The 18,161-nt window shown below is 45.1% G+C and carries 18 protein-coding genes; 11 read left to right on the plus strand and 7 right to left on the minus strand.

Translation table 11 applies throughout. The annotated features are described in order from the left end of the window. Positions 1-330: 330 nt before the first annotated feature. From HII27_RS18700 to traN, 10 genes are all read left to right on the plus strand, one after another. Positions 331-558, plus strand: coding sequence for a hypothetical protein (locus HII27_RS18700; protein WP_016241577.1), 228 nt, complete (start codon positions 331-333; stop codon positions 556-558). 33 nt (positions 559-591) lie between these two features. Then, on the plus strand, positions 592-813 hold the full coding sequence (locus HII27_RS18705) for a hypothetical protein (RefSeq protein WP_007372244.1): 222 nt from the start codon (positions 592-594) through the stop codon (positions 811-813). Positions 814-840: 27 nt separating this feature from the next. Beyond that, positions 841-1,110, plus strand: coding sequence for a hypothetical protein (locus tag HII27_RS18710; protein ID WP_069325160.1), 270 nt, complete (start codon positions 841-843; stop codon positions 1,108-1,110). Positions 1,111-1,125: 15 nt separating this feature from the next. Further along, a complete protein-coding gene (locus tag HII27_RS18715; RefSeq protein WP_016241575.1) occupies positions 1,126-1,515 on the plus strand; it encodes a hypothetical protein in 390 nt (129 codons plus the stop codon). A 21-nt stretch (positions 1,516-1,536) separates the two neighbouring features. Beyond that, a complete protein-coding gene (locus HII27_RS18720; protein ID WP_007372245.1) occupies positions 1,537-2,058 on the plus strand; it encodes a hypothetical protein in 522 nt (173 codons plus the stop codon). 216 nt (positions 2,059-2,274) lie between these two features. Then, positions 2,275-2,613 carry a hypothetical protein gene (locus HII27_RS18725; RefSeq protein ID WP_024196083.1) on the plus strand — a complete coding sequence of 113 codons (339 nt, stop codon included), beginning with the start codon at positions 2,275-2,277 and terminating at the stop codon, positions 2,611-2,613. Further along, the gene (traF, locus tag HII27_RS18730; RefSeq protein WP_007372246.1) at positions 2,591-3,691 is read left to right on the plus strand and encodes a conjugal transfer protein TraF; all 1,101 of its coding nucleotides are present in this window, start codon (positions 2,591-2,593) and stop codon (positions 3,689-3,691) included. Before HII27_RS18725 ends, traF begins: the two co-directional genes overlap by 23 nt. After that, complete coding sequence (locus HII27_RS18735) at positions 3,688-5,130, plus strand: conjugal transfer protein TraH (protein ID WP_009653894.1); 1,443 nt, start codon at positions 3,688-3,690, stop codon at positions 5,128-5,130. The genes traF and HII27_RS18735 overlap by 4 nt, the downstream gene beginning before the upstream one ends. Positions 5,131-5,144: 14 nt before the next feature. Next, on the plus strand, positions 5,145-8,663 hold the full coding sequence (locus HII27_RS18740; RefSeq protein WP_069325159.1) for a conjugal transfer protein TraG N-terminal domain-containing protein: 3,519 nt from the start codon (positions 5,145-5,147) through the stop codon (positions 8,661-8,663). A gap of 435 nt (positions 8,664-9,098) precedes the next feature. Further along, the gene (traN, locus tag HII27_RS18745; protein WP_069325158.1) at positions 9,099-11,756 is read left to right on the plus strand and encodes a conjugal transfer mating pair stabilization protein TraN; all 2,658 of its coding nucleotides are present in this window, start codon (positions 9,099-9,101) and stop codon (positions 11,754-11,756) included. Positions 11,757-11,800: 44 nt separating this feature from the next. Here the strand turns inward: traN and HII27_RS18750 are convergent, their stop codons facing one another. The 7 genes from HII27_RS18750 to HII27_RS18780 form a co-directional block, all read right to left on the minus strand. Further along, positions 11,801-12,571: a putative periplasmic lipoprotein gene (locus HII27_RS18750; protein ID WP_007372251.1), complete on the minus strand. Its 771-nt coding sequence runs from the start codon at positions 12,569-12,571 to the stop codon at positions 11,801-11,803. A 127-nt stretch (positions 12,572-12,698) separates the two neighbouring features. Next, positions 12,699-13,229, minus strand: coding sequence for a FlhC family transcriptional regulator (locus HII27_RS18755; RefSeq protein ID WP_007372252.1), 531 nt, complete (start codon positions 13,227-13,229; stop codon positions 12,699-12,701). 2 nt (positions 13,230-13,231) lie between these two features. After that, on the minus strand, positions 13,232-13,762 hold the full coding sequence (locus HII27_RS18760) for a hypothetical protein (RefSeq protein ID WP_016241572.1): 531 nt from the start codon (positions 13,760-13,762) through the stop codon (positions 13,232-13,234). Next, entirely contained in the window at positions 13,755-14,315 is a 561-nt protein-coding gene (locus HII27_RS18765) for a transglycosylase SLT domain-containing protein (RefSeq protein ID WP_016241571.1), read from the minus strand. Before HII27_RS18765 ends, HII27_RS18760 begins: the two co-directional genes overlap by 8 nt. A gap of 29 nt (positions 14,316-14,344) precedes the next feature. Then, positions 14,345-14,875, minus strand: a complete 531-nt coding sequence (locus HII27_RS18770; RefSeq protein ID WP_016241570.1) for a hypothetical protein — start codon at positions 14,873-14,875, stop codon at positions 14,345-14,347. Between the two features lie 14 nt (positions 14,876-14,889). After that, positions 14,890-15,912: a ParM/StbA family protein gene (locus HII27_RS18775; RefSeq protein WP_007372253.1), complete on the minus strand. Its 1,023-nt coding sequence runs from the start codon at positions 15,910-15,912 to the stop codon at positions 14,890-14,892. A gap of 846 nt (positions 15,913-16,758) precedes the next feature. After that, the gene (locus tag HII27_RS18780) at positions 16,759-17,022 is read right to left on the minus strand and encodes a hypothetical protein (RefSeq protein ID WP_128297794.1); all 264 of its coding nucleotides are present in this window, start codon (positions 17,020-17,022) and stop codon (positions 16,759-16,761) included. A gap of 73 nt (positions 17,023-17,095) precedes the next feature. On the opposite strand from HII27_RS18780, the gene mobI reads away from it, so the two are divergent. Next, positions 17,096-17,527, plus strand: a complete 432-nt coding sequence (gene mobI / locus HII27_RS18785) for a conjugative transfer protein MobI(A/C) (protein ID WP_016241569.1) — start codon at positions 17,096-17,098, stop codon at positions 17,525-17,527. Positions 17,528-18,161: the final 634 nt, after the last annotated feature.

Raw genomic sequence — 18,161 nt, forward strand, 5'->3', positions numbered from 1 at the left:
GCTGAACAGGAGGGACAGCTGATAGAAACAGAAGCCACTGGAGCACCTCAAAAACACCATCATACACTAAATCAGTAAGTTGGCAGCATCACCTAGGGTTTATTTCCACGAATGAGTTCAGGAAAACCTCAATCAATCAGTTCATTGAGGTTGAGGCATCTGAACTTATGGTTTTTAACCTATGGCATCCGATGTGTCCCGATATCACTGAGGTTCATTTCTTCCGTGATATGGATTCAAATTGGTGGCCATACAAGATTTATGAACTCATGTCTGATATAACCACCCAAACCCAATTCATTCCTCGGGTAAATCAATAAAGGTGACATCATGATTCATTATTGGGTTAAAGTGAGACCCGGTGAAACAGATATCCTCGCACCTCTTCGTCATGGGGTTCTCGCCATAAAATATTTGGATGGAGCGCCATTGCTTTTCCAATGGCCTCCTGAAGAAGGATGGACGTTCGAAACCCTGGATAAAGTACAGCCTTGTGGTGTTGAGTTTGGGGCCGATGCATATATTAATGATGTATGGATTGGTACTACAGAATTTTAATCTTTAAAGACTGAATGTCTGGAGTCTCATTTAATGGATATCCCATGCATTTTGTTTATATCAAATAGTCGGCATTATGTAATTACTGAAGACTCTGTTATCGCTTCATGGCCATCACGTTCTGATAAAGAAAGTGAGATCATTCAGCTTAATGACGGTCGGATTATTACTGCAAACAATGTACGACGATTTAACTTCATCGACATTTCAAAGATCGAAAGCCTGACGGCGATTGATGATGGAATTGTCTTTTAACTATATAGATTAATAACTGGAGTCTGTATGAGTGGCTGCGCGTTGATAGAGTATAACAACCGCACCGCCAGAATACGCGGTGAAGTTGCACAAGGCGATAAGCATTATATTCAGTATGCTCTCGCTCACTGGGCTGTCATTGCAATCAGGATTCGCAATACAGACCATCATTTTACCCGATTGCCGGTTGATGAGTGGATTGAAGGAATTGCAAAACAAGTAAATCCTTCTGAGGCTCGTGAGCAGATATTTAATGCTCTATTGCGGTGTAAGCCGGGTATCTTCAAATTCATTTAATTTATCGAGGTATATATGTTTCATTCTGAAACCGAGGATATCTATGGTTTTGTGTCTGGCGATATGTCATTGCGACCTCATTCAATCGATAGAGATTTGCAGGACTTAAGGTTACTACTCGCCGATATGGATACCATTAATATTCTGAACGAACGAGGGATAGGAACTCAGAAAACCATCTTTCATGTAACACAAAATGAGTCGAAGGCATTAATGCTGGTTACTCGTTTAACTTACTGCCAAGGTGGTGGACGATTTACTCACCCTGAATGTGCTCTTCTTGTTGAACAGATAACTGATCTAGGACGTAAGTTGGGTAATAAACATTTCGATGCGGCGATGAATGAAGCAAAACGCTTTATAGCGAATGAGGCTGACTTCATGAAAGAACAAACTGTCTGGTAGAAAATTTCTAAGGAGTCACTCATGTATACTTCAACTACTGCTAAATCAGATCATATTGATAGCTTTAATAACGCACAAAACCGTATGTTGATGAATTACGAACGTGATGAGTTTGAACAAGCTCCCGCTGCCGTACTTTATGATGCTGTCGGTGCTGTCGTAAACGATGAATCTGATATTGATATAATTTTTCGCCTTATGGATATGGAAGGAGAAATGTTGTTTCTCCGCGCAATGAAAAACCTCGGTTGCCAAGAGAATGTTTTTTATTACGCATCTGAATCTGGTGCGGTGCTGACTGCTAACGATGCAACGTTGCTTGAATTTGCTTATAACCTGGGCAAACATATCAGCAATGAGTTCTTTACGCGTTTCTTGCGTAATTCTCAGTTAGCCCGTGAACTCATCGGTAACATCATTCGTATAGGCAACGATGCCCTTAAATTTCCAGATGACGGCCTGAATACAGTATTTGAATGCTGTGTGATGGAGAATTCATCCTGGAAGAACCAAGGCCATTTTAAAGATAACTTTGGTCTTTAAAGCATCTAATTCTTTTAATTAGCTAACACAGAAAAACCCAGTCTTCGGACTGGGTTTTTTTGTATTTGCTGATTTCAAATCATGTAAACAAAACGGATGCACATGAAAATTACTTTTGATTTTTACAGTCAAAACGTTGCCATTTTTGAACTTGTTATTTTAACCCATATGGCAAACTAATCGTAATGCCGTCCGTATTTCTGATAAGGGAGTTTTATGAAGACACTTAAATGTTCTCATAACAGGGCAATGCTTATGCCAGCACACAAAATCCCTGCGGTATTAGTTAACGACGACCCTAAGAACATAGTTACTGATGAGCTGTTGCGTAAATATGGAACACGCATGACTCTCGATGAGGCTTGCTCCGAAATTGGTGTTAAGTCGGATAGTGTAGCCAAACGTATAGGACAGGTCAGATATAGGCATTATGCATTAACTCGCCAACTTGAAAGTGCAAGGGTCTTTAGTGGAAAAAATAGCTTTTTCTGGACGGAGTCTATCGCAAGAATAATTTCCGAGGGTAATTCCGATGAAATATCAATTTTTAACTAAAATCATTATTCCCCTGCTAGTGGGATTTGCTTTTTCTACCTCAGTTCTTGCGGATGAGGGTAACACCCCAACGTCTCAATCCCCTCAGACCACCAGTGACGACCTCGCTGGTGGTCAGGCATTTCTGAATGGAAAAGAGGAAGGTTGGTTCTGGCGTAAATCGCCACCTGAGCCAGTGAAGAAAAAGCCAGTGAAGTTACCTCCTCCGCCGACTTTACCGCCTCAAGAAACGCCTAAACAGGTTGCTCAAACACCTATGGAGTCGACTCCAGAACCTGCCGCAACTGAAAAGCCCGGCCCGGCTCCGTTCACCGTAGCCTGGTTTAATGAAAACATTCAGAAACTACGCAACCAGGCCATCGACAATCCTACCCAAGAAAACGTTAGGGCATATTTTCTGGCCCAACGCATTATGCTGGATAAAGCCAGCCGCTTTACTGATATGGCTAGGTTGGTTACTTCTACCGACCCCCTCATAGATGAGAATAGCCGCCGCTCAACCTCAACATTTGGGGCAATGGATCAATCGAATGAAGCTGAAAACAATTCGAGAACGGTCATAAAAGACGTAGCGACAAAAGCAGGATTGTTTTTCTTCTTCCGTGGGGAAAACTGCTCCATATGCGTAAAGCAAGCTTCTGTTATGAATACGTTTAGTTTCATGACAGACATGAAGGTCATCCCAATTTCACTTGATGGTAAACCTCTTCCAGGGAATATTTACCCGGACTGGAGGCCTGATTCTGGCCAGGCATCAAAGCTCCAAATATCAAACGCACCTGCGATAGCTCTGGCAATCCCGCCATCTACAACACGCATTGTCTCATTTGGGCCTATCAGTGCAGACCAGTTAATTTCAAGAACAGTCCTTATTGCCCACGATGCAGGGATCATTTCTGACCAGCAATATAAGAGCACCTTGCCATATAACGATACCGGCTATATCGACTCAAACATTCTGAATGACATGCCTAAAGACCTAACTCAACAACCTGATGAGTTTATCAAATATATACAAGCTAAAGCTGGCTACGGTTCGACACCTAACCCAAATGCTAATAACCCGGGGGAAAAATGAAGATTTCGCGCAACTATAATATAAAGAATGTATTCCGTAGAAACATTCTTGCAATTTCTATCTGCCTCTCCGGGTTGACAGCTTTTCAATGCGAGGCCACCAGCATTAGTACTCAGCTAGACAGTATGTTCGGCTCTATGTCGAATGTTACAGCTCCCGGTGATTATCAGAGCGTTACACGTGATGGATATACCGGTGGCGGATTTGTTCTACGTAATAAGCTCCGTACATTGACACCTATTAGTATTAGTCTCCCTTCTGCGTCGGGAGGATGTGGAGGGATAGACCTTTTCGGCGGGTCATTCTCGTTCATCAACGCTGATCAGTTCGTCCAGATGCTACGTAATATTGCTTCTAATGCTGCCGGTCTAGCTTTCCAGTTGGCCCTGAACGCTATGGATGCCGTTCTGGATAATGCTATTTCGAAAATGCAGGCAATCATCCAGCAGATGAACGATCTGACCGCAAATTCGTGTCAGTTAGCGAAGGGGTTGTTAGTCGACACTGCCTCTGCATTTGGTGACAGTGCAAAGGCTGCTGTATCTTCTCAGCTGTCCTCTGATGGCCTCTCAGACCAATTTAAAGCCATGTGGGGCAATATGGGTGGTGGTAAAGCACCCGACGTACAAAAACAAGAGGCAGGGAAAAGAAAGGCATGTGACGATTACGGTAACATTGTGTGGTGTTTGCTCCAGAATGGTAGCTTTAGTAATCAATTCATCGGCTCCGAAGATGAGCAAAAAGAACTTATTATGTCTATGACCGGCACCATCATCGTCGGTAGCCAGTTGGGTACAGATAAAGATGGGTCAGCTAAAAAGAGTGTGGTTAGGATTGCTCCACTCGCAACTTCAAATGTCCTGGATTCTTTTATAAATGGTGATGATAGTTTCGATTTCTGGTCTTGTTCAGGTCAGACTAGTACTTGTGAGAATCCCAAAAAACAGACCAAAATAATTAAAGGTCTCGCTGCCAATATCACACTCTTCTTTATCGATAACGGATATTTGAGCTCGGCCAGAACTGGTTCAAACCCTGGGGATGCTAAATTACGGCAAGCAAACTACTACAACGTAGCTGGTGCTACCAGTAAAGCGACTCAAATTGCACGTCATGATTTAGCCGCATCTTATTCCTATATACGTGAACTATCTCCTGTCATAGCCTATTCAGCTGCTTATAACTACCTCAGCGAAATGCTTACGGCTGCTGCGACCGGCGCACGGCTCCAGCAGGAAAATGATAAATCGGCGTCAGTTTATTATAAGGATGCTGGAGAGCTAATCGAAAAGGCAAGGCAAAATCTGTATGTCTCCTATAACGCCATGATATCCCGTTATGGTGGCGAGGCCCGTATACCTGAATCATTCAGCAACTATATGACAACGCTTCCGCAGGTTCATTATGAATCTGAAGGTTCTCTTGATGGCTCGCTCTAACAAGGTAACTTAATATGAGTGAATGGAACGTATATACTGTTGGCAACATTGAATTTATTTATAATATATTCAATTCCGTTGCCATGTTATTGAATGATGGCACTTACGGATCCTTGTTTAGGATTTCAGCACTCATTGGTGTAATTTGTGTCGTGCTTGCTGCTGCTATATCAGCCGGGAAATCATTATCCCTTTCTCATATGTGTGTGGCCGTCGTGATGTATTACCTGTTTTTCAGTGTATCGATGCGCACCAACATTGAAGATGTTACAACGGGTAAGTTTCGTGCTGTTGATAATGTACCAGCGGGATTAGCCGTTGCCGCATCTGTACTGTCTACTGTTGGGTATGCAACTACCGAGAAGATGGAGCAGGCATTTTCTGTCCCAAGCATGACTGAGTATGGGTCTCTGGATCCCCTTTTCACTCTGGCCACTTTATACGACACATTGAAAACGCCAATGCGCTGGACGGGTCAAACTGGTGCTTACGGTGATCTGGACGCAAGCGTTTCAAACTATGTGAAGAACTGCGTAGGCAACGATATTATTCGTGGGTCTAAAACCTTTGCTTCAATGTATCGCTCTAATCAAGGTGTATCAGGGCTAGCCTCGAACGATTCCTTCCAGCGGGTTGTTATTTACGACAATGTACGTAGCGGCTGGTCTACCAGTACTGAAGAATCTTCAAATGGGGGCTCACTTTATACCTGTTCTGACGCGTACACGAAACTTAAAGGACTCGCTACCCAGAACGCTTCTAGCCTGGACTCAGCTTTTGCCAGCTCTTATACCGCATCCGGGCGCACTTGCGGTGGTGCGCCATGCTCAGGTTCAGGAAAAGCCCAGGAAGTACTGAATTTCTTCAACATAAGTGGCACTGATATTCGTGATTTCCAATTGATGTTGGTCATGTACCCTCATTTCAGGGAACTGCCAATGTACGGACTCGAAAGCTCATTTCGTGGTGCTGCTGCTGTAACTCGCGCCCAAACCATGACTCAACAGGCATTCCAATGGTCTTCTTCTGGTTCATCATTCTTGAGCTGGATGGGTTCATTTATGCCGATTTTCCAGGGAATAATATACGCACTCGCACCATTTATGGCCTTCCTTTTCGGTCTGGGTATTATGGGTTTGCGACTGGTGATGAAGTACTTCCTCGTTATCATCTGGACATGGACTTGGCTTCCCCTCGCAGCGGTCGTCAACATGTATGTGTTAAACAGTATCCGTGATACGTCAAGCCAAATTCTTGTCAGTTCGGGTTCTGGCGGACTTAGCTTTGCTCAGCTTTATCAGCTCCTGTTTGAGACTCAAAAAAGTATAGGTCTTGCTGGTAATTTATACGCGATGATCCCGGCCCTGGGTGGATTCATTGTCTGGGGCAGTTCTGTTGCCTTTAACTCTCTTGCAAGCTCAGCAGCAGCACCTTCAGCTGCCGATACTAAAACTCTCGCACCTGATGTCACCAACGCTCCTGCGATAAACAGTCGTGGTTCCGATGTTGAATTTAACCCAACACAAGGAACTATCATGGGTGGGTCTTCTGGCACTCTCCCTGCCATTGACATGAAAAAGGTCGCTACTCACAACCTGTCCAGCGCTAAGCAAGAACTAGATTCAGCATCCAGTTCCTTGACTGCCCAATCTGGAGCAATGATTAGCCAGGTGGCCAGTAACATGAATTCTGGTGGACATTCGCAAGTTTATAGTGACGCTTCCAATGCAGCATTTGCCAGCCTGAGCAGCTCAGATCGTGCCCTTGTCAGTTCTGTGGCTAAAGAACAAGGTATTTCTGATATGCAGGCGCTTGTCTCTATCGCCAAAGGTGATGTGAGTGTCGGTGGCGGTGCGGGAAGTTCAAGTGCTGGTGTTGGTGTTAAAGGTGGAATGTCACGTTCAGAGGCAGAAAGCAGTGGCCTGAGTAATGACAACAGTGCTAAGTACGGTTCTACAGACAGCGCCTCGTCGCACAAAATAGACAGTGCGACCCAGTCACGCATCGTCAATACCGCAGCAAGTGCGATGTACCAGTCCTTATCGCAAGAAGGTGAGAGTTCTCAATCGACTCGTTCTTTTGCTGAGGCAAATCAAAGAATGCAGTCCGCACAAAAGAACTTCCAGGAAGCAAACTCCTTCGTTTCAAGTACCTCAATGGGCCAGACAATGAATGCTGCGCAACTTGCTACAGCCATTGGTCGTAATCATGATGCACAAGCAACATTGACTCAAACCCTCGCGGCGCACCCGGAACTGTCCAGCAAAATCGCCGGTGATGCAGCGAGCCTGACCTCTTTAGGTATGACTCACGAAGACGCGCATACCTTTGCTCAATTCAAAGCAGCCAGTGAACTTGGTGTTGCCGGTGCAGTAGCTGCCAAAGCCGGGTTCATTAACGCTGATTCCAGCCCAGTACTGACGACAACTGCATCTGAGCAATACCGTGGCGTGAGTGGTGGAGCTGAAAGCGCTGGTGGCCGCGCAGTTGCTGGTGCAGCGGACGTTGGCAACTCCGTTAATGCAGTAACAGGCCGATCTTACGGAGCGCTTGGTGAAGCACATGCGTCATCGTCTGATGGTTATGGGCAAGGCCAGGTTAATACTGTCGGGGGACAGAATAGCGGTGCAGTTGAGCAAATTCACAAGGGAAATGAGGGTGAAGTCATGACGAAAGCGGGTAACACCGCCGCAAATGATTTCGAAAACAACCACTATAATCTTGGCGGTATTACTGGCGATTTTAATAAACTCGTTTCTCATGTCAGTAATGCGTTCAAAGAAAGCCCGGTATATGAACAGGTACATGATCAGGCCAGAACCATCGCTGGGGAAATTCCGCTTGGTGGAGATGCAAACCGCGAAGCGGCGCGAGATTCTATTGTGAACTACTACGCCATGACTAAAGCTGGAGCGTCTGAGCAACAACTTTCCCAGGCCCGCAGTGACATGATGGCACGTATTCAACTCGCGACGGGTGGTGAAAATGACAATGGAACGGTTATGGGCGGAAATACTGCTCTTGCCCGTGGTATTGCAGCCCGTATTGATAATGCCGGTTTAGACCGTTCAGCCAATGATGGCTCCATTATTCAACAGGCTACTACTGCACTGAATACCGATCGCCAAACCCACGAATACAACACCGGTGGCATGGCCAACAACCTTGGAGGGATGCATCAGGCATCAAATGGAGGTTCTGCTGTGGGTGATGGCGTCCCTTACGCGATGGGAACCCACAACCAGGGATACGGCGAGGCTGAGACAATGACCGTTAATGCCCAAGGTGCTGAAGGTCATAATGGTTTAAACCAGAACTCAAACTATGGTGGGTCTGAGACAACAAACATTAATACCCAAGGCGCTGGTGGTCATAGTGATTCAAATAACGGAGGTACAATGTTCAGTGATCCGCCACCTGCACGTGCAACCCAGTCGCATCAGGAGTATGTACCTGTGCATCCACGTAATAAAGAGAACAATGGAGGTCATAGTGGTGGAAATGACGACATGATAATTTCATCGAGTAAGTGATTCGCAATAAAGCCCTGCAATCTTGCAGGGCTCTTATGTGGTCACGAACATGTATACGACAGGAAGGCTCAGTAAAGAATAGAGCAGAATATAAAACTCCCACATACGCTCACATTTGCTCTTGAACGTTCTGCCATTTTTTCCACGTCCCCTCTTACCATTTCCACCACCATAATCTGAATCGCTTGGCCCCGATAATGGGATAAGGCCAGTAATACCAAACATGTCCATAAGTACCTCCAGTCGGTAATATTCAAGACGCTGAAAACACCCTCGTTTTGCCGTCCTTCTTTATTGTCTGAAACCAGTCTGTTTAATACGCTGCCTGCTTAATCCTTCATTTTAGTAGCTTCGCATAGAAATGCTGGCTGACGAAATTTAGTTACCGAGATCTCTGATTTCATAATCAGTAACCACGACAAAGGTGATCATAGAATGAAAAACCTTTTCCGCAAAAAATGGTTTTACAGACCACTCTGCACAATAACGATGTTATGTCACCTTGGTGTTGTATCCTACGTGCCGTATGCCTTTTCAGCAACGCCCCAGGAAAACGTTACATCTGCCACTAATTTCTATAAAACACTGCCGCAAGTTTCAGCTACGTCAAATGGTACGGTTCAGTATGGAAAAGGCCAGGCCGTTGATTTGAACTCTGCTTATCCAAATCAAGGTTCATCAACTTCACTGGATAGCCTGAAAGGAACCTACGGAGATGACAGCAACACGCTAAAACTGGGCAATACAACCAACGCCAATCTGAAAACCGAAAATTCACTGCGCGGCGAAGCTTACCGAACGCTGGTGGGCTCAACGAAAACTACAGCAAACATTAAACCTGATGATTCCATCTTTGATGGCCATAAAGACTTCCTGGAGAATCAGGATAAGTACATGCAAGATCTTGGTGATTGTTCTATGACCAAGACCATGACGAATAAGGACACCGTCAACCATATCCCTGATTATCGCGAATGTACCCGTACCACAAGTGTCAGCGGCACATTCACCCTCTACCATCCTTACGTTGCCGGTATGCTCTCGCATTATAGTGGCGCGGCGAACATCGGTTCTTGCGGCACTAACTGCATCGAACTCTGGCTCGGGACTGTCGGTGATAACTACTGGGACGGCAACTGCACAATATTTGAACAGGCAATGGCCGTCACTGTCTACAATCCCCAGGCAGTTACCAGCGCCAAGATCATCAGGGCTAAATGGGATGATTACATGCAGATTTATGTCGGTGGTACAGATAGGGGTAGTTTGGTTTGGGCAGGGCCAAAAGGTTTAAACGTCTTCCCGCCAGAGACATCAGGAGCCTGTGAATTAAAAACAAGCTGGGATCAGTCGATTAATGTAGATGTAACAGCACAAATCCGAAATACCCCCCAAAATGGCGTTCTTAATTTCAAAAACCGTGTGTCAGTGACTGGCAGCGGCGAAGGTTATGCTCTCATTTATATTTACTTTGACCCAAACAAAATTATCTCGGATAACGCCTGGACTGTTGATAAACCTGAACAATTCGATACGTTGCTGAAGGCCATCAACGCCGGGTATTGCCAGAATTACACGGTAACCTGCCGCGAGACAGTCATTCCTGATGCAAATGGGTGCGCAACCATAAATGGCGCACGTATCTGCGAAAACCAGCTTGCTAAGCCGCCGATCGGAGGTCTCTCACCTTTCTGTAAGTCTGCAACGGTAGTTTCCAACTGCGGAACCGACGGTGGCGTTAACAATACTTGCAAGCAGTACGATGCAAACACTGCATGTAAATTCATTAAGTCCACTTGCATAACAGGTGCGGAGGGTGACAAAAATGGGTGCTGGCAGGCAACCGAGGTATGGGATTGCGGAACGGATGTCGTTGTACCCAATACCTCCTCCACCGATACCTATACTTGTCCTGGCGCTGTGCAATGCCTTAATGGGTCTTGCCTACAGCCTTCTGCTGAACCAAGCGGCGATTTCAACAAAGCAGTTGCAACTCTTCAGGCCGCAACTTACGCATTGAATGAAATGAAGTGTGGCGATGATACTGACGAAACCAACCGTTCCTGCACTCTTTTTAAAGGTGAGTCTGCACAATGTAAATCGGCGATGGGGGGATGGGTGGATTGTTGTGATCAGCCCGTAGATGTCAGCTGGATTCAGTATTTGCAGTTGTCCTACTACACTCTAAAAATTGCTGATGCTGTCTCTGTAAAAGCCGGTATGTTCGAACAGGGAAAAGGTATTTTTGACATGGGTTCCGAACTTATGACTAATGCCATCGATACAATAACTCGACCAGCTATTTCCGCTTTCAACAGTCTGGTTGGGTCGGCAGGTACTGAAGCGGCTCAGCAAGCTACAGAAGCAGGTTTGTCCGGTTTGATGAATCAGGCTATAGGAGCGCTGACGAAACAAGTTGCTCAATGGACTCTTGATACCTTCGGCCCTGCTGCGACGAATCTGATATTTGAAAGTGCGGCCTCTGGCGGTGGCGCAGCCGTAACATCGTCTGGCCTGGCTACATCTGTTCAATTGTCGTCAACTATTGTTTCGGCAATATCCGTGGTTGGATATGCTTACATGGCGTACCAGATTGCTAATATACTGGTCAACATCATCTGGGCTTGTACTCCTGATGAATTTAAGCTTGCCGTTAAGAAAGAAACAAAATTGGCCGTGCATATATCCAGCTGGTGTGAAACAAAGTTTCTGGGTGTCTGTATCGAGAAACGGTCAAGTTATTGCACGTTTGATTCTCAGATTGGTCGCATCATTCAGGAACAAGGGAGACCAATGTTAGGTATCGGCTGGGGGGATAAAAAGAACCCGGATTGTCGACCACTGACGTTAGAAGAATTTGGACGGATTGATTTTAACAAACTCGATTTGTCAGAGTGGATTGGTTCACTTTACGAGGCGAAACTTTTACCTAAAGCGTCGGAAATAAATCTGGATAAGATAACCGGTAAAGGAAACGTATTGAATATAGATGGATCTCGCCAGAACTCCCTGGAGCGATTCCAGAGCGGTGTTGACAGTATCGATGTTGATGCGGCGAAATCTAGCACAGAGGCTGTTTTGAAAACTCAATAGCTTTGCAGGATAAGAAGCCCCGACTTTATGTCGGGGCTTTTTTTTTACTTTCTGAACAGGTATTGCTTACCGTCACTGAATACCATTGGTTCATGTTCAGGAGAGCCTGGTAAGAACAGAGCCCGCTGAGCACCCAGTTCTTTACTCATTTCTTTAACCAGACCTACGTTAGAGGCTCGTGTTGCATAGAGGTTGAAGCAGTCATTACCGATAATGAATGTCACCTGACCGCTGGTGCTGATAGGTGGTTTCGGCAACGTTGGAGCTATATCAGCATACGATACCCAATCACCGTTCGTCGCTTTCCGACGAACTGCATTTTCAACAGCACCGCCTTTCCCCTCACACATCCCACCAACTTTGTATCCATCCATCCGGGTTAGTGTTTTCCAGAAAATCGCATTGACCTCACGCTCATTATCTTCCTGAGATTTACCGTTCCATGACGCGACACGCACCACGCCATCAACAATAGCAGTAGGCTGTTGGGCCGTTAAAACAGACAGCACAGGGATGAAAGATGTGTGTGTCGCGAAGCCCGCAGCCACATCGGCCACTCCATTACCTCCCAGGTTGGTTACACCTTTTTCACCAGCCTTAACCGGGGTTTTGAGAGGGACAAGCTGCCCATTGGACGCGAAACCGTTATAGATAAGGTATTGATCGCCAGCATCGGTGATCTGACGTAAATCCATCGCTCGGGCAAATTTCAAAGCATCAGATGGATTGCTGTCAACCGGCATAGCTGGTGGTTGAGAAGCCGCGCAACCAACTAACATCAGCGATACCAAAGCAAGACCAGAGATTTTCTTCATTTTATTTTCCTTGGGACACCAGTAGGTTTGTTATTCAATACTAACCCGACTCATTCACGTGACGAAGTATCCAGGCAATAAAAAAGCCCGTTAAAACGGGCTTTTTTATGAAATTTAACTTAGTCACTTACGAGCTTTCATTTTCAGCTTCTGTATCAGAGCAGAACGGACAAATATGTTTTTTCCGTGGACGGTCACAACTCTGCGGTGAAATAAATGAAAGATCGCAACGGTAACACCTTACCATACGTATTTCTTCAGCTCGAAAATCACGAGCAAGAGTCCAGGCCTCGTTGGCATCAATCATCATTTTCGAGGCTTCTTCCGGGCGGAATTTAAGGTTTAGTTCCCGGTAGATTTCGAACGCACTCACCACATCAACGATGTTGTCACTGTTGTTTGGGTCTTTCGAACGACGCAGATAGATGCTCATAAAATTGGTTGCCTCAACCTTTTTATGTGTCGTATTGAGCAGCGTCTCTGAATGTTTAAGTCGTCCGATTGATACATCACTCAGATGGAACTCTTTTCGCAAAAAATCAATAACACGGTCACTTGCATTAAGCGAATGCACAATGATCTTTCTACGAAATCCTAATTTTACCATTTTCTGTGTTAAAGCAAATTTATCTTCATCCCGGACAAGAGCAGCCTTCATAATCAATTACTCCAATGAGAATAGCGCGACTGTAAGTAACCTGTTAATTCTAAGGTTGGGTTGGGGGCTCCAATAACTGTACTGAAGTCACAATCTACTAAATCGGCAAATGGACGAATAGGTTTAAAATATATTTTGCCGGTTATGATTGCATCGATTGTTTGTGCATCATCCATACGTTCGACAAGCTGTACGGTTTTTTCATTATCAAACCAGTAGAACGTTTGGGCAACAGTCCCCGTATTAATGAAAACACGAACACTGAATACCAGCAGGGCAAGCCGTAGGATGTATGAGTCATGACGAACGAATTTTTCTACCTCAGTAGATATCTTGCGCTCGGGATCATGACAGATATTAAAGATGGGCAAGTCATACTTCTCCATCGATAAAGCGAGCTTGGCCTGATTAGATTTCTCTATCAAAAATTCCCGGTCTCCTTCTGCTAACTCAAAAGGGCTTTTATACAACGATTGCGCACGGGTAATAATTGAGATGGCAGTCTGTAGAAAATACAAATTTTGATTAATCATTTTCGATAAGCCTCTTCCATACGCGTAATACGCGCTGACCATATTCACGAGCCTTGCCTTCCAACTTAGGGTTTTGAGTGTTGTATCCACCTATCGCCAGTTCTATATCGCCAGGGTTAGCTTTGATGGCTGCACACAAAGTCTTTGCCCCGATTCGGATGTTTGTATCGACATCCAGGAGTTCTTCAGGATGGTTAACATACTGTCCGTTCCAACGAAAATTAATTTGAACGATTCCAATATCTGTTACCGGAGTGGCTGAGAGATAGCGGGCTAGCGCTCTCTTTGCATCTTCATAACTTGTCGGGTAATACGACCCATAAACATAGTTGTTCAATGCCCAGGGGCTGGGAACAACATACCCCTTGGTTCCTGCATTATTTTTACTCTCGGTGAGTGCCACCGCGTAGAGAAGGTACGGATCGAGGCCACACTCTTTCTGGGAATGCTTTTCCCAAGAAGTGCCACGAAGATCTACAAGCCTGGCGTTCGTACTCGTGCAGTAAGCAGCACATAGTAAAGCGAGCACCAAACTCTTCGTTGCTATCTGCATTTCCCCTCCCCACAAACCCTACAACGGCATCAACTTATGCGAACACGCCTTGGTGTAACCTTTTCATTAACGCCGCTATCTTGATTGTCGCCTGTCTCCCCAACGCCCGATTTATCTCCAGGATTGGGATCCGGTATTTTTCCAGCAATCTCAGGCTTACTGGTAAGGTTCGCCGTCGATAACTGGTCATCTTTAACTTCGAACTCTTGAATATCACTGCCCACACAAAATGGCGGGCCTGTATTGACTATATCGTTGCTAACCACGTGACGAAATTTTGGTTCAGTGTCCTCATTTACTTTGGGTAAGTGGCCGTCTCTCTGACTAGTCATCAGACCAGTCTCATTTTCTGTATTCGGCCCACGGACTGATTTCTTCTGTTCTGATTTACGTTTTTTTGAAGTCTCACGGACGATACCGGGTATAAAACTGTCACCTGCTAGCAATGCTCGGTTTGCCAGCGCCAATAGTGAACTGCTGCGCTGGCCAGACTGTTTTGATTCCAGATAATTAATCAGCTCTGGAAACAGTATTGGATTAATCGTCACTCGAACTTGCATGAAACCCCCTTTGCTCAATCATCGCCGTAAAGCATCAAGTCAACGCCATAGTTCCAGAAACCAATGGCATTACTGGCAACAGGCAACGGGCTCGATACGATCCTGGCTCGGGGGAATTCTTCTCGTATGGTCTGTTCGTAGAACCTTGTCCCACCACCGGCAGCTGCAATGATATGGACTGGCCCGAGAACCCTTGTCGATTTTCGCAACTCTTTGACTACATCACTGGCGATGGAGGGAATAGCTTCTTCAAGCAGAGGACGTAGGGAAATGTGGCGGAACCCATTAAAGAAAGACTGCTCATTGTTACGGAGAGCGATTTCAATAATTTCTGGTAGATCATCAATTCGCTCTTCCGGGTTATCGGCATTAAGGCGGTTCACAATGCTTTCGATAATTGCACTGGTTGCTTTTAATGATGAACCTGAAGAGCCTGATACCCTGCTTCCGCTCTTAAAGGCGATGTAGTCCATCGAGAAGAAGCCAGGGTCAACCACGAGAATGGTCGACTTCTCTAATTCTTCCTGACTGATAAGGCCCGGTCTGTTAACGATGTCATTGATGACACCAACGCCCTGCTGAAGAACGAGGCATTTTTTAACAGTCACTGTTTTTCCTGGCGCAATAGTAAACGTACCGGTGAGCCTCGCAGTCAGTTTCGCGCGTTCACTTTCATTAGCAAGACGGACAGGTAAACCAGTTACTACCAGGTCGATTTCATTGCCTGCTTTAGCAGTGATTTTATCCAGTGAGGCCAGATATAGTGCCAGGTACATTTCTGTCATGTGGTAACGGTCATGCAGCTCACGCGCATCGGGGCGTTCGGTAAAAGCCCGCCATTCTTTACCTCCTGGGTACACCAACACTTCATGTTCGCAGCTACGCTTTACCAGCCGCACATCATCTACTGGCTCATTCGTAGCGTAGGCCGGATAAATACTGACTGTGGGTTTGTCATCCGCTGAATCCCCTACAGCAATTTTTACATTGCTGTATCCAATATCAATTCCGCAGACAACCAATTTGTCATTGCTCATTCGTTAACCCTGCAAGTTAAAAATGAATTACTGCCACTCCGATAACATTTGAGCGCCAAAAAGGGGTTCGCACTAACGTAAAGAAAGGTGGCCTCCCTCTGTCAACGTCGGGAATTAACCGTTAACAAGTTGTAACATGGTATTCAAACGATCATCGATTACCATTTTTTTTATCGGCAAAACGTCCCCATTTTTGACATTAATAATGGCTAGATACGGACGTTTAAAATGTCAGATATGTACATAAATGCTGCATGAAACTGGACGTCATATATGGCTAAATCCGGCCCTAAAAACCTTAACCCCTAACCTAAATCAGACTGAGGAAATTAGGTGGTAATGTATGAGGGCAACACATTTAGATTGGCTTTCCGCCTGGGGATTTCGCGGAGTATATATACTAAAAACACATGCTTCGGTGAGGTGAATTAAGGTATGTTGTGGCGATTACTCAAGGGTACACTTCGTGAAAATTTTACTTAAGCACAAGTTATAATTTCACTTAAATATGCATATCTCCCCTTCACTTCCCCCCCAAAAAAACTCTCTCAAACTAGTATATATACCTACAAAATGTGACATAAATCACTATGAAGTTACTGTGATTTAGGATTGATCCTGAAGACGGAGGGAGGTGATGGAAGTTTCAGCTGCGTTTGCCATTGTATTCTCCAGAAAGGTAACAAAAAGTGGAAAAGCCAGAAACATAAGTTTCTGCCATATCATATAGCGACTCTACATAATCGTTTACTAAGAGGTTTGTGCAGCGGTGGGCGTCATCCCGTTAATCGCCTCTACATTAGGGGAAGTAAGTTTCCATTATATTCCCCAGAAACCTATTAAAAATCAGAAATGCCCAGAAACGTAGTTTTCTGCCATATCATATAGAGATTGGCAAACTGCTTGATTAAAATAAAATGGCTTGATAAAAGTACCCGTACAGATAGATATTAATAGCTCAATCACCAGATTGCCATTGTATTCTCCAGAAACATGCAAAAAATGAGAACACCCAGAAAGATACTTAACTGGAGAATCAATCTTTCCTGTTTTGGAACTGAAAACTAAAAATCGAACCTGAAAAGGAGTTTTCTCTTTCTCCAGAAACATAGAGTTCTGGCGTAATAATAGAGATTCTCTTTTTTGGGGTTAAGTCCTAATCAAAAAACATCGAGGTGGTTTTATGCAACTCGTCGGGTACATCAATGATCTGGAAAAGGCTCGTGATGCGGTTGATTCAGCCGCAGAACTTCTGTTTAACGAGGCCAATAGTCTTCGGGAGGAATACTGGGACAAAGCTATTGCTGATGACGAGAAGGCACGGTACAGCTTTAACGTAACCAGGCAAGGAACAACTATCAGGATCCGCTGGGCCAGATTGACACCTTTGCGCAAAGCTGGTGGAGGCATTGATCGTGTCGTTCCCAAATACCTACCTCTCAACAAAGGCGAATCATATCCACCAGCGAAATTTAAGGATGCAAGCCAGCGAGAACTTGCGCTTATCGAACTGTATGAAGGTCAGCTTATTTGGTTGCGTGATGAGTTACGAAAAAACCGTGCAATTCGGCAGGCACTTTCACTTCGAATAACTCACCTAAGAAAACAGCTTTAGAAATACAAACCGCTCTGGAGTAAACATAACGGATATACATGAATACCAGGCGATGACCTGGTATTTTTGTTAGTGAGCCTTCAGGCGATCTGTTAGTGAGCCTTCAGGCGATAGCGGACTTATCGCGGCGGAAATGAATCAGGATGATCGCAATATGATCGCGAGTGTTTTCGCCCGGGTATGATCGGGTGGGAATGCAGCGGACTATTTCGCGGGCGCGAATATGGAAGGTAAACAAAGCGGAAGCGATAGCGTCGGTTTTCTCTATTTTTACATCGGGAGGTTGAGCATGGTAATAATCAAACCGCACGATGTCGGAGGAAAGATGAATTTCCTCCGGGGGTTTTTGTCGCGGCGAGTACCGCTTAGAAATTGTGATCGGCTATCGAAACGGACAATATGAAGTCGATACCCTCGTTCGGAATAACTTCCCTCCCGATACACGCGTAAACAAAACGAAACCATTAACAAATTATCGCTCAGATTATCAAAGTGGATCATCTCCGTCTCATACCAGCCAAATTCCCTTGTAAACCGATCTGTATTCGCAAAAGGATCCGTTATTGGGATAAAACCACGCCAGAATCGCCTCAGAACGATTCTGAGCTTATCCCCCTGGTATTTTCACGATCGG

It is taken from the genome of Kluyvera sichuanensis, assembly GCF_014218705.1.
Classification (GTDB): Bacteria; Pseudomonadota; Gammaproteobacteria; order Enterobacterales; family Enterobacteriaceae; genus Kluyvera; species Kluyvera sichuanensis.

Bases quoted from the DNA above. Each gene is read 5' to 3' on its own strand.
- HII27_RS18700 (WP_016241577.1), top strand. From the start codon at position 331: ATGATTCATTATTGGGTTAAAGTGAGACCCGGTGAAACAGATATCCTC.
- HII27_RS18705 (WP_007372244.1), top strand. From the start codon at position 592: ATGGATATCCCATGCATTTTGTTTATATCAAATAGTCGGCATTATGTA.
- HII27_RS18710 (WP_069325160.1), top strand. From the start codon at position 841: ATGAGTGGCTGCGCGTTGATAGAGTATAACAACCGCACCGCCAGAATA.
- HII27_RS18715 (WP_016241575.1), top strand. From the start codon at position 1,126: ATGTTTCATTCTGAAACCGAGGATATCTATGGTTTTGTGTCTGGCGAT.
- HII27_RS18720 (WP_007372245.1), top strand. From the start codon at position 1,537: ATGTATACTTCAACTACTGCTAAATCAGATCATATTGATAGCTTTAAT.
- HII27_RS18725 (WP_024196083.1), top strand. From the start codon at position 2,275: ATGAAGACACTTAAATGTTCTCATAACAGGGCAATGCTTATGCCAGCA.
- traF (WP_007372246.1), top strand. From the start codon at position 2,591: ATGAAATATCAATTTTTAACTAAAATCATTATTCCCCTGCTAGTGGGA.
- HII27_RS18735 (WP_009653894.1), top strand. From the start codon at position 3,688: ATGAAGATTTCGCGCAACTATAATATAAAGAATGTATTCCGTAGAAAC.
- HII27_RS18740 (WP_069325159.1), top strand. From the start codon at position 5,145: ATGAGTGAATGGAACGTATATACTGTTGGCAACATTGAATTTATTTAT.
- traN (WP_069325158.1), top strand. From the start codon at position 9,099: ATGAAAAACCTTTTCCGCAAAAAATGGTTTTACAGACCACTCTGCACA.
- HII27_RS18750 (WP_007372251.1), bottom strand. From the start codon at position 12,571: ATGAAGAAAATCTCTGGTCTTGCTTTGGTATCGCTGATGTTAGTTGGT.
- HII27_RS18755 (WP_007372252.1), bottom strand. From the start codon at position 13,229: ATGAAGGCTGCTCTTGTCCGGGATGAAGATAAATTTGCTTTAACACAG.
- HII27_RS18760 (WP_016241572.1), bottom strand. From the start codon at position 13,762: ATGATTAATCAAAATTTGTATTTTCTACAGACTGCCATCTCAATTATT.
- HII27_RS18765 (WP_016241571.1), bottom strand. From the start codon at position 14,315: ATGCAGATAGCAACGAAGAGTTTGGTGCTCGCTTTACTATGTGCTGCT.
- HII27_RS18770 (WP_016241570.1), bottom strand. From the start codon at position 14,875: ATGCAAGTTCGAGTGACGATTAATCCAATACTGTTTCCAGAGCTGATT.
- HII27_RS18775 (WP_007372253.1), bottom strand. From the start codon at position 15,912: ATGAGCAATGACAAATTGGTTGTCTGCGGAATTGATATTGGATACAGC.
- HII27_RS18780 (WP_128297794.1), bottom strand. From the start codon at position 17,022: ATGTTTCTGGAGAAAGAGAAAACTCCTTTTCAGGTTCGATTTTTAGTT.
- mobI (WP_016241569.1), top strand. From the start codon at position 17,096: ATGCAACTCGTCGGGTACATCAATGATCTGGAAAAGGCTCGTGATGCG.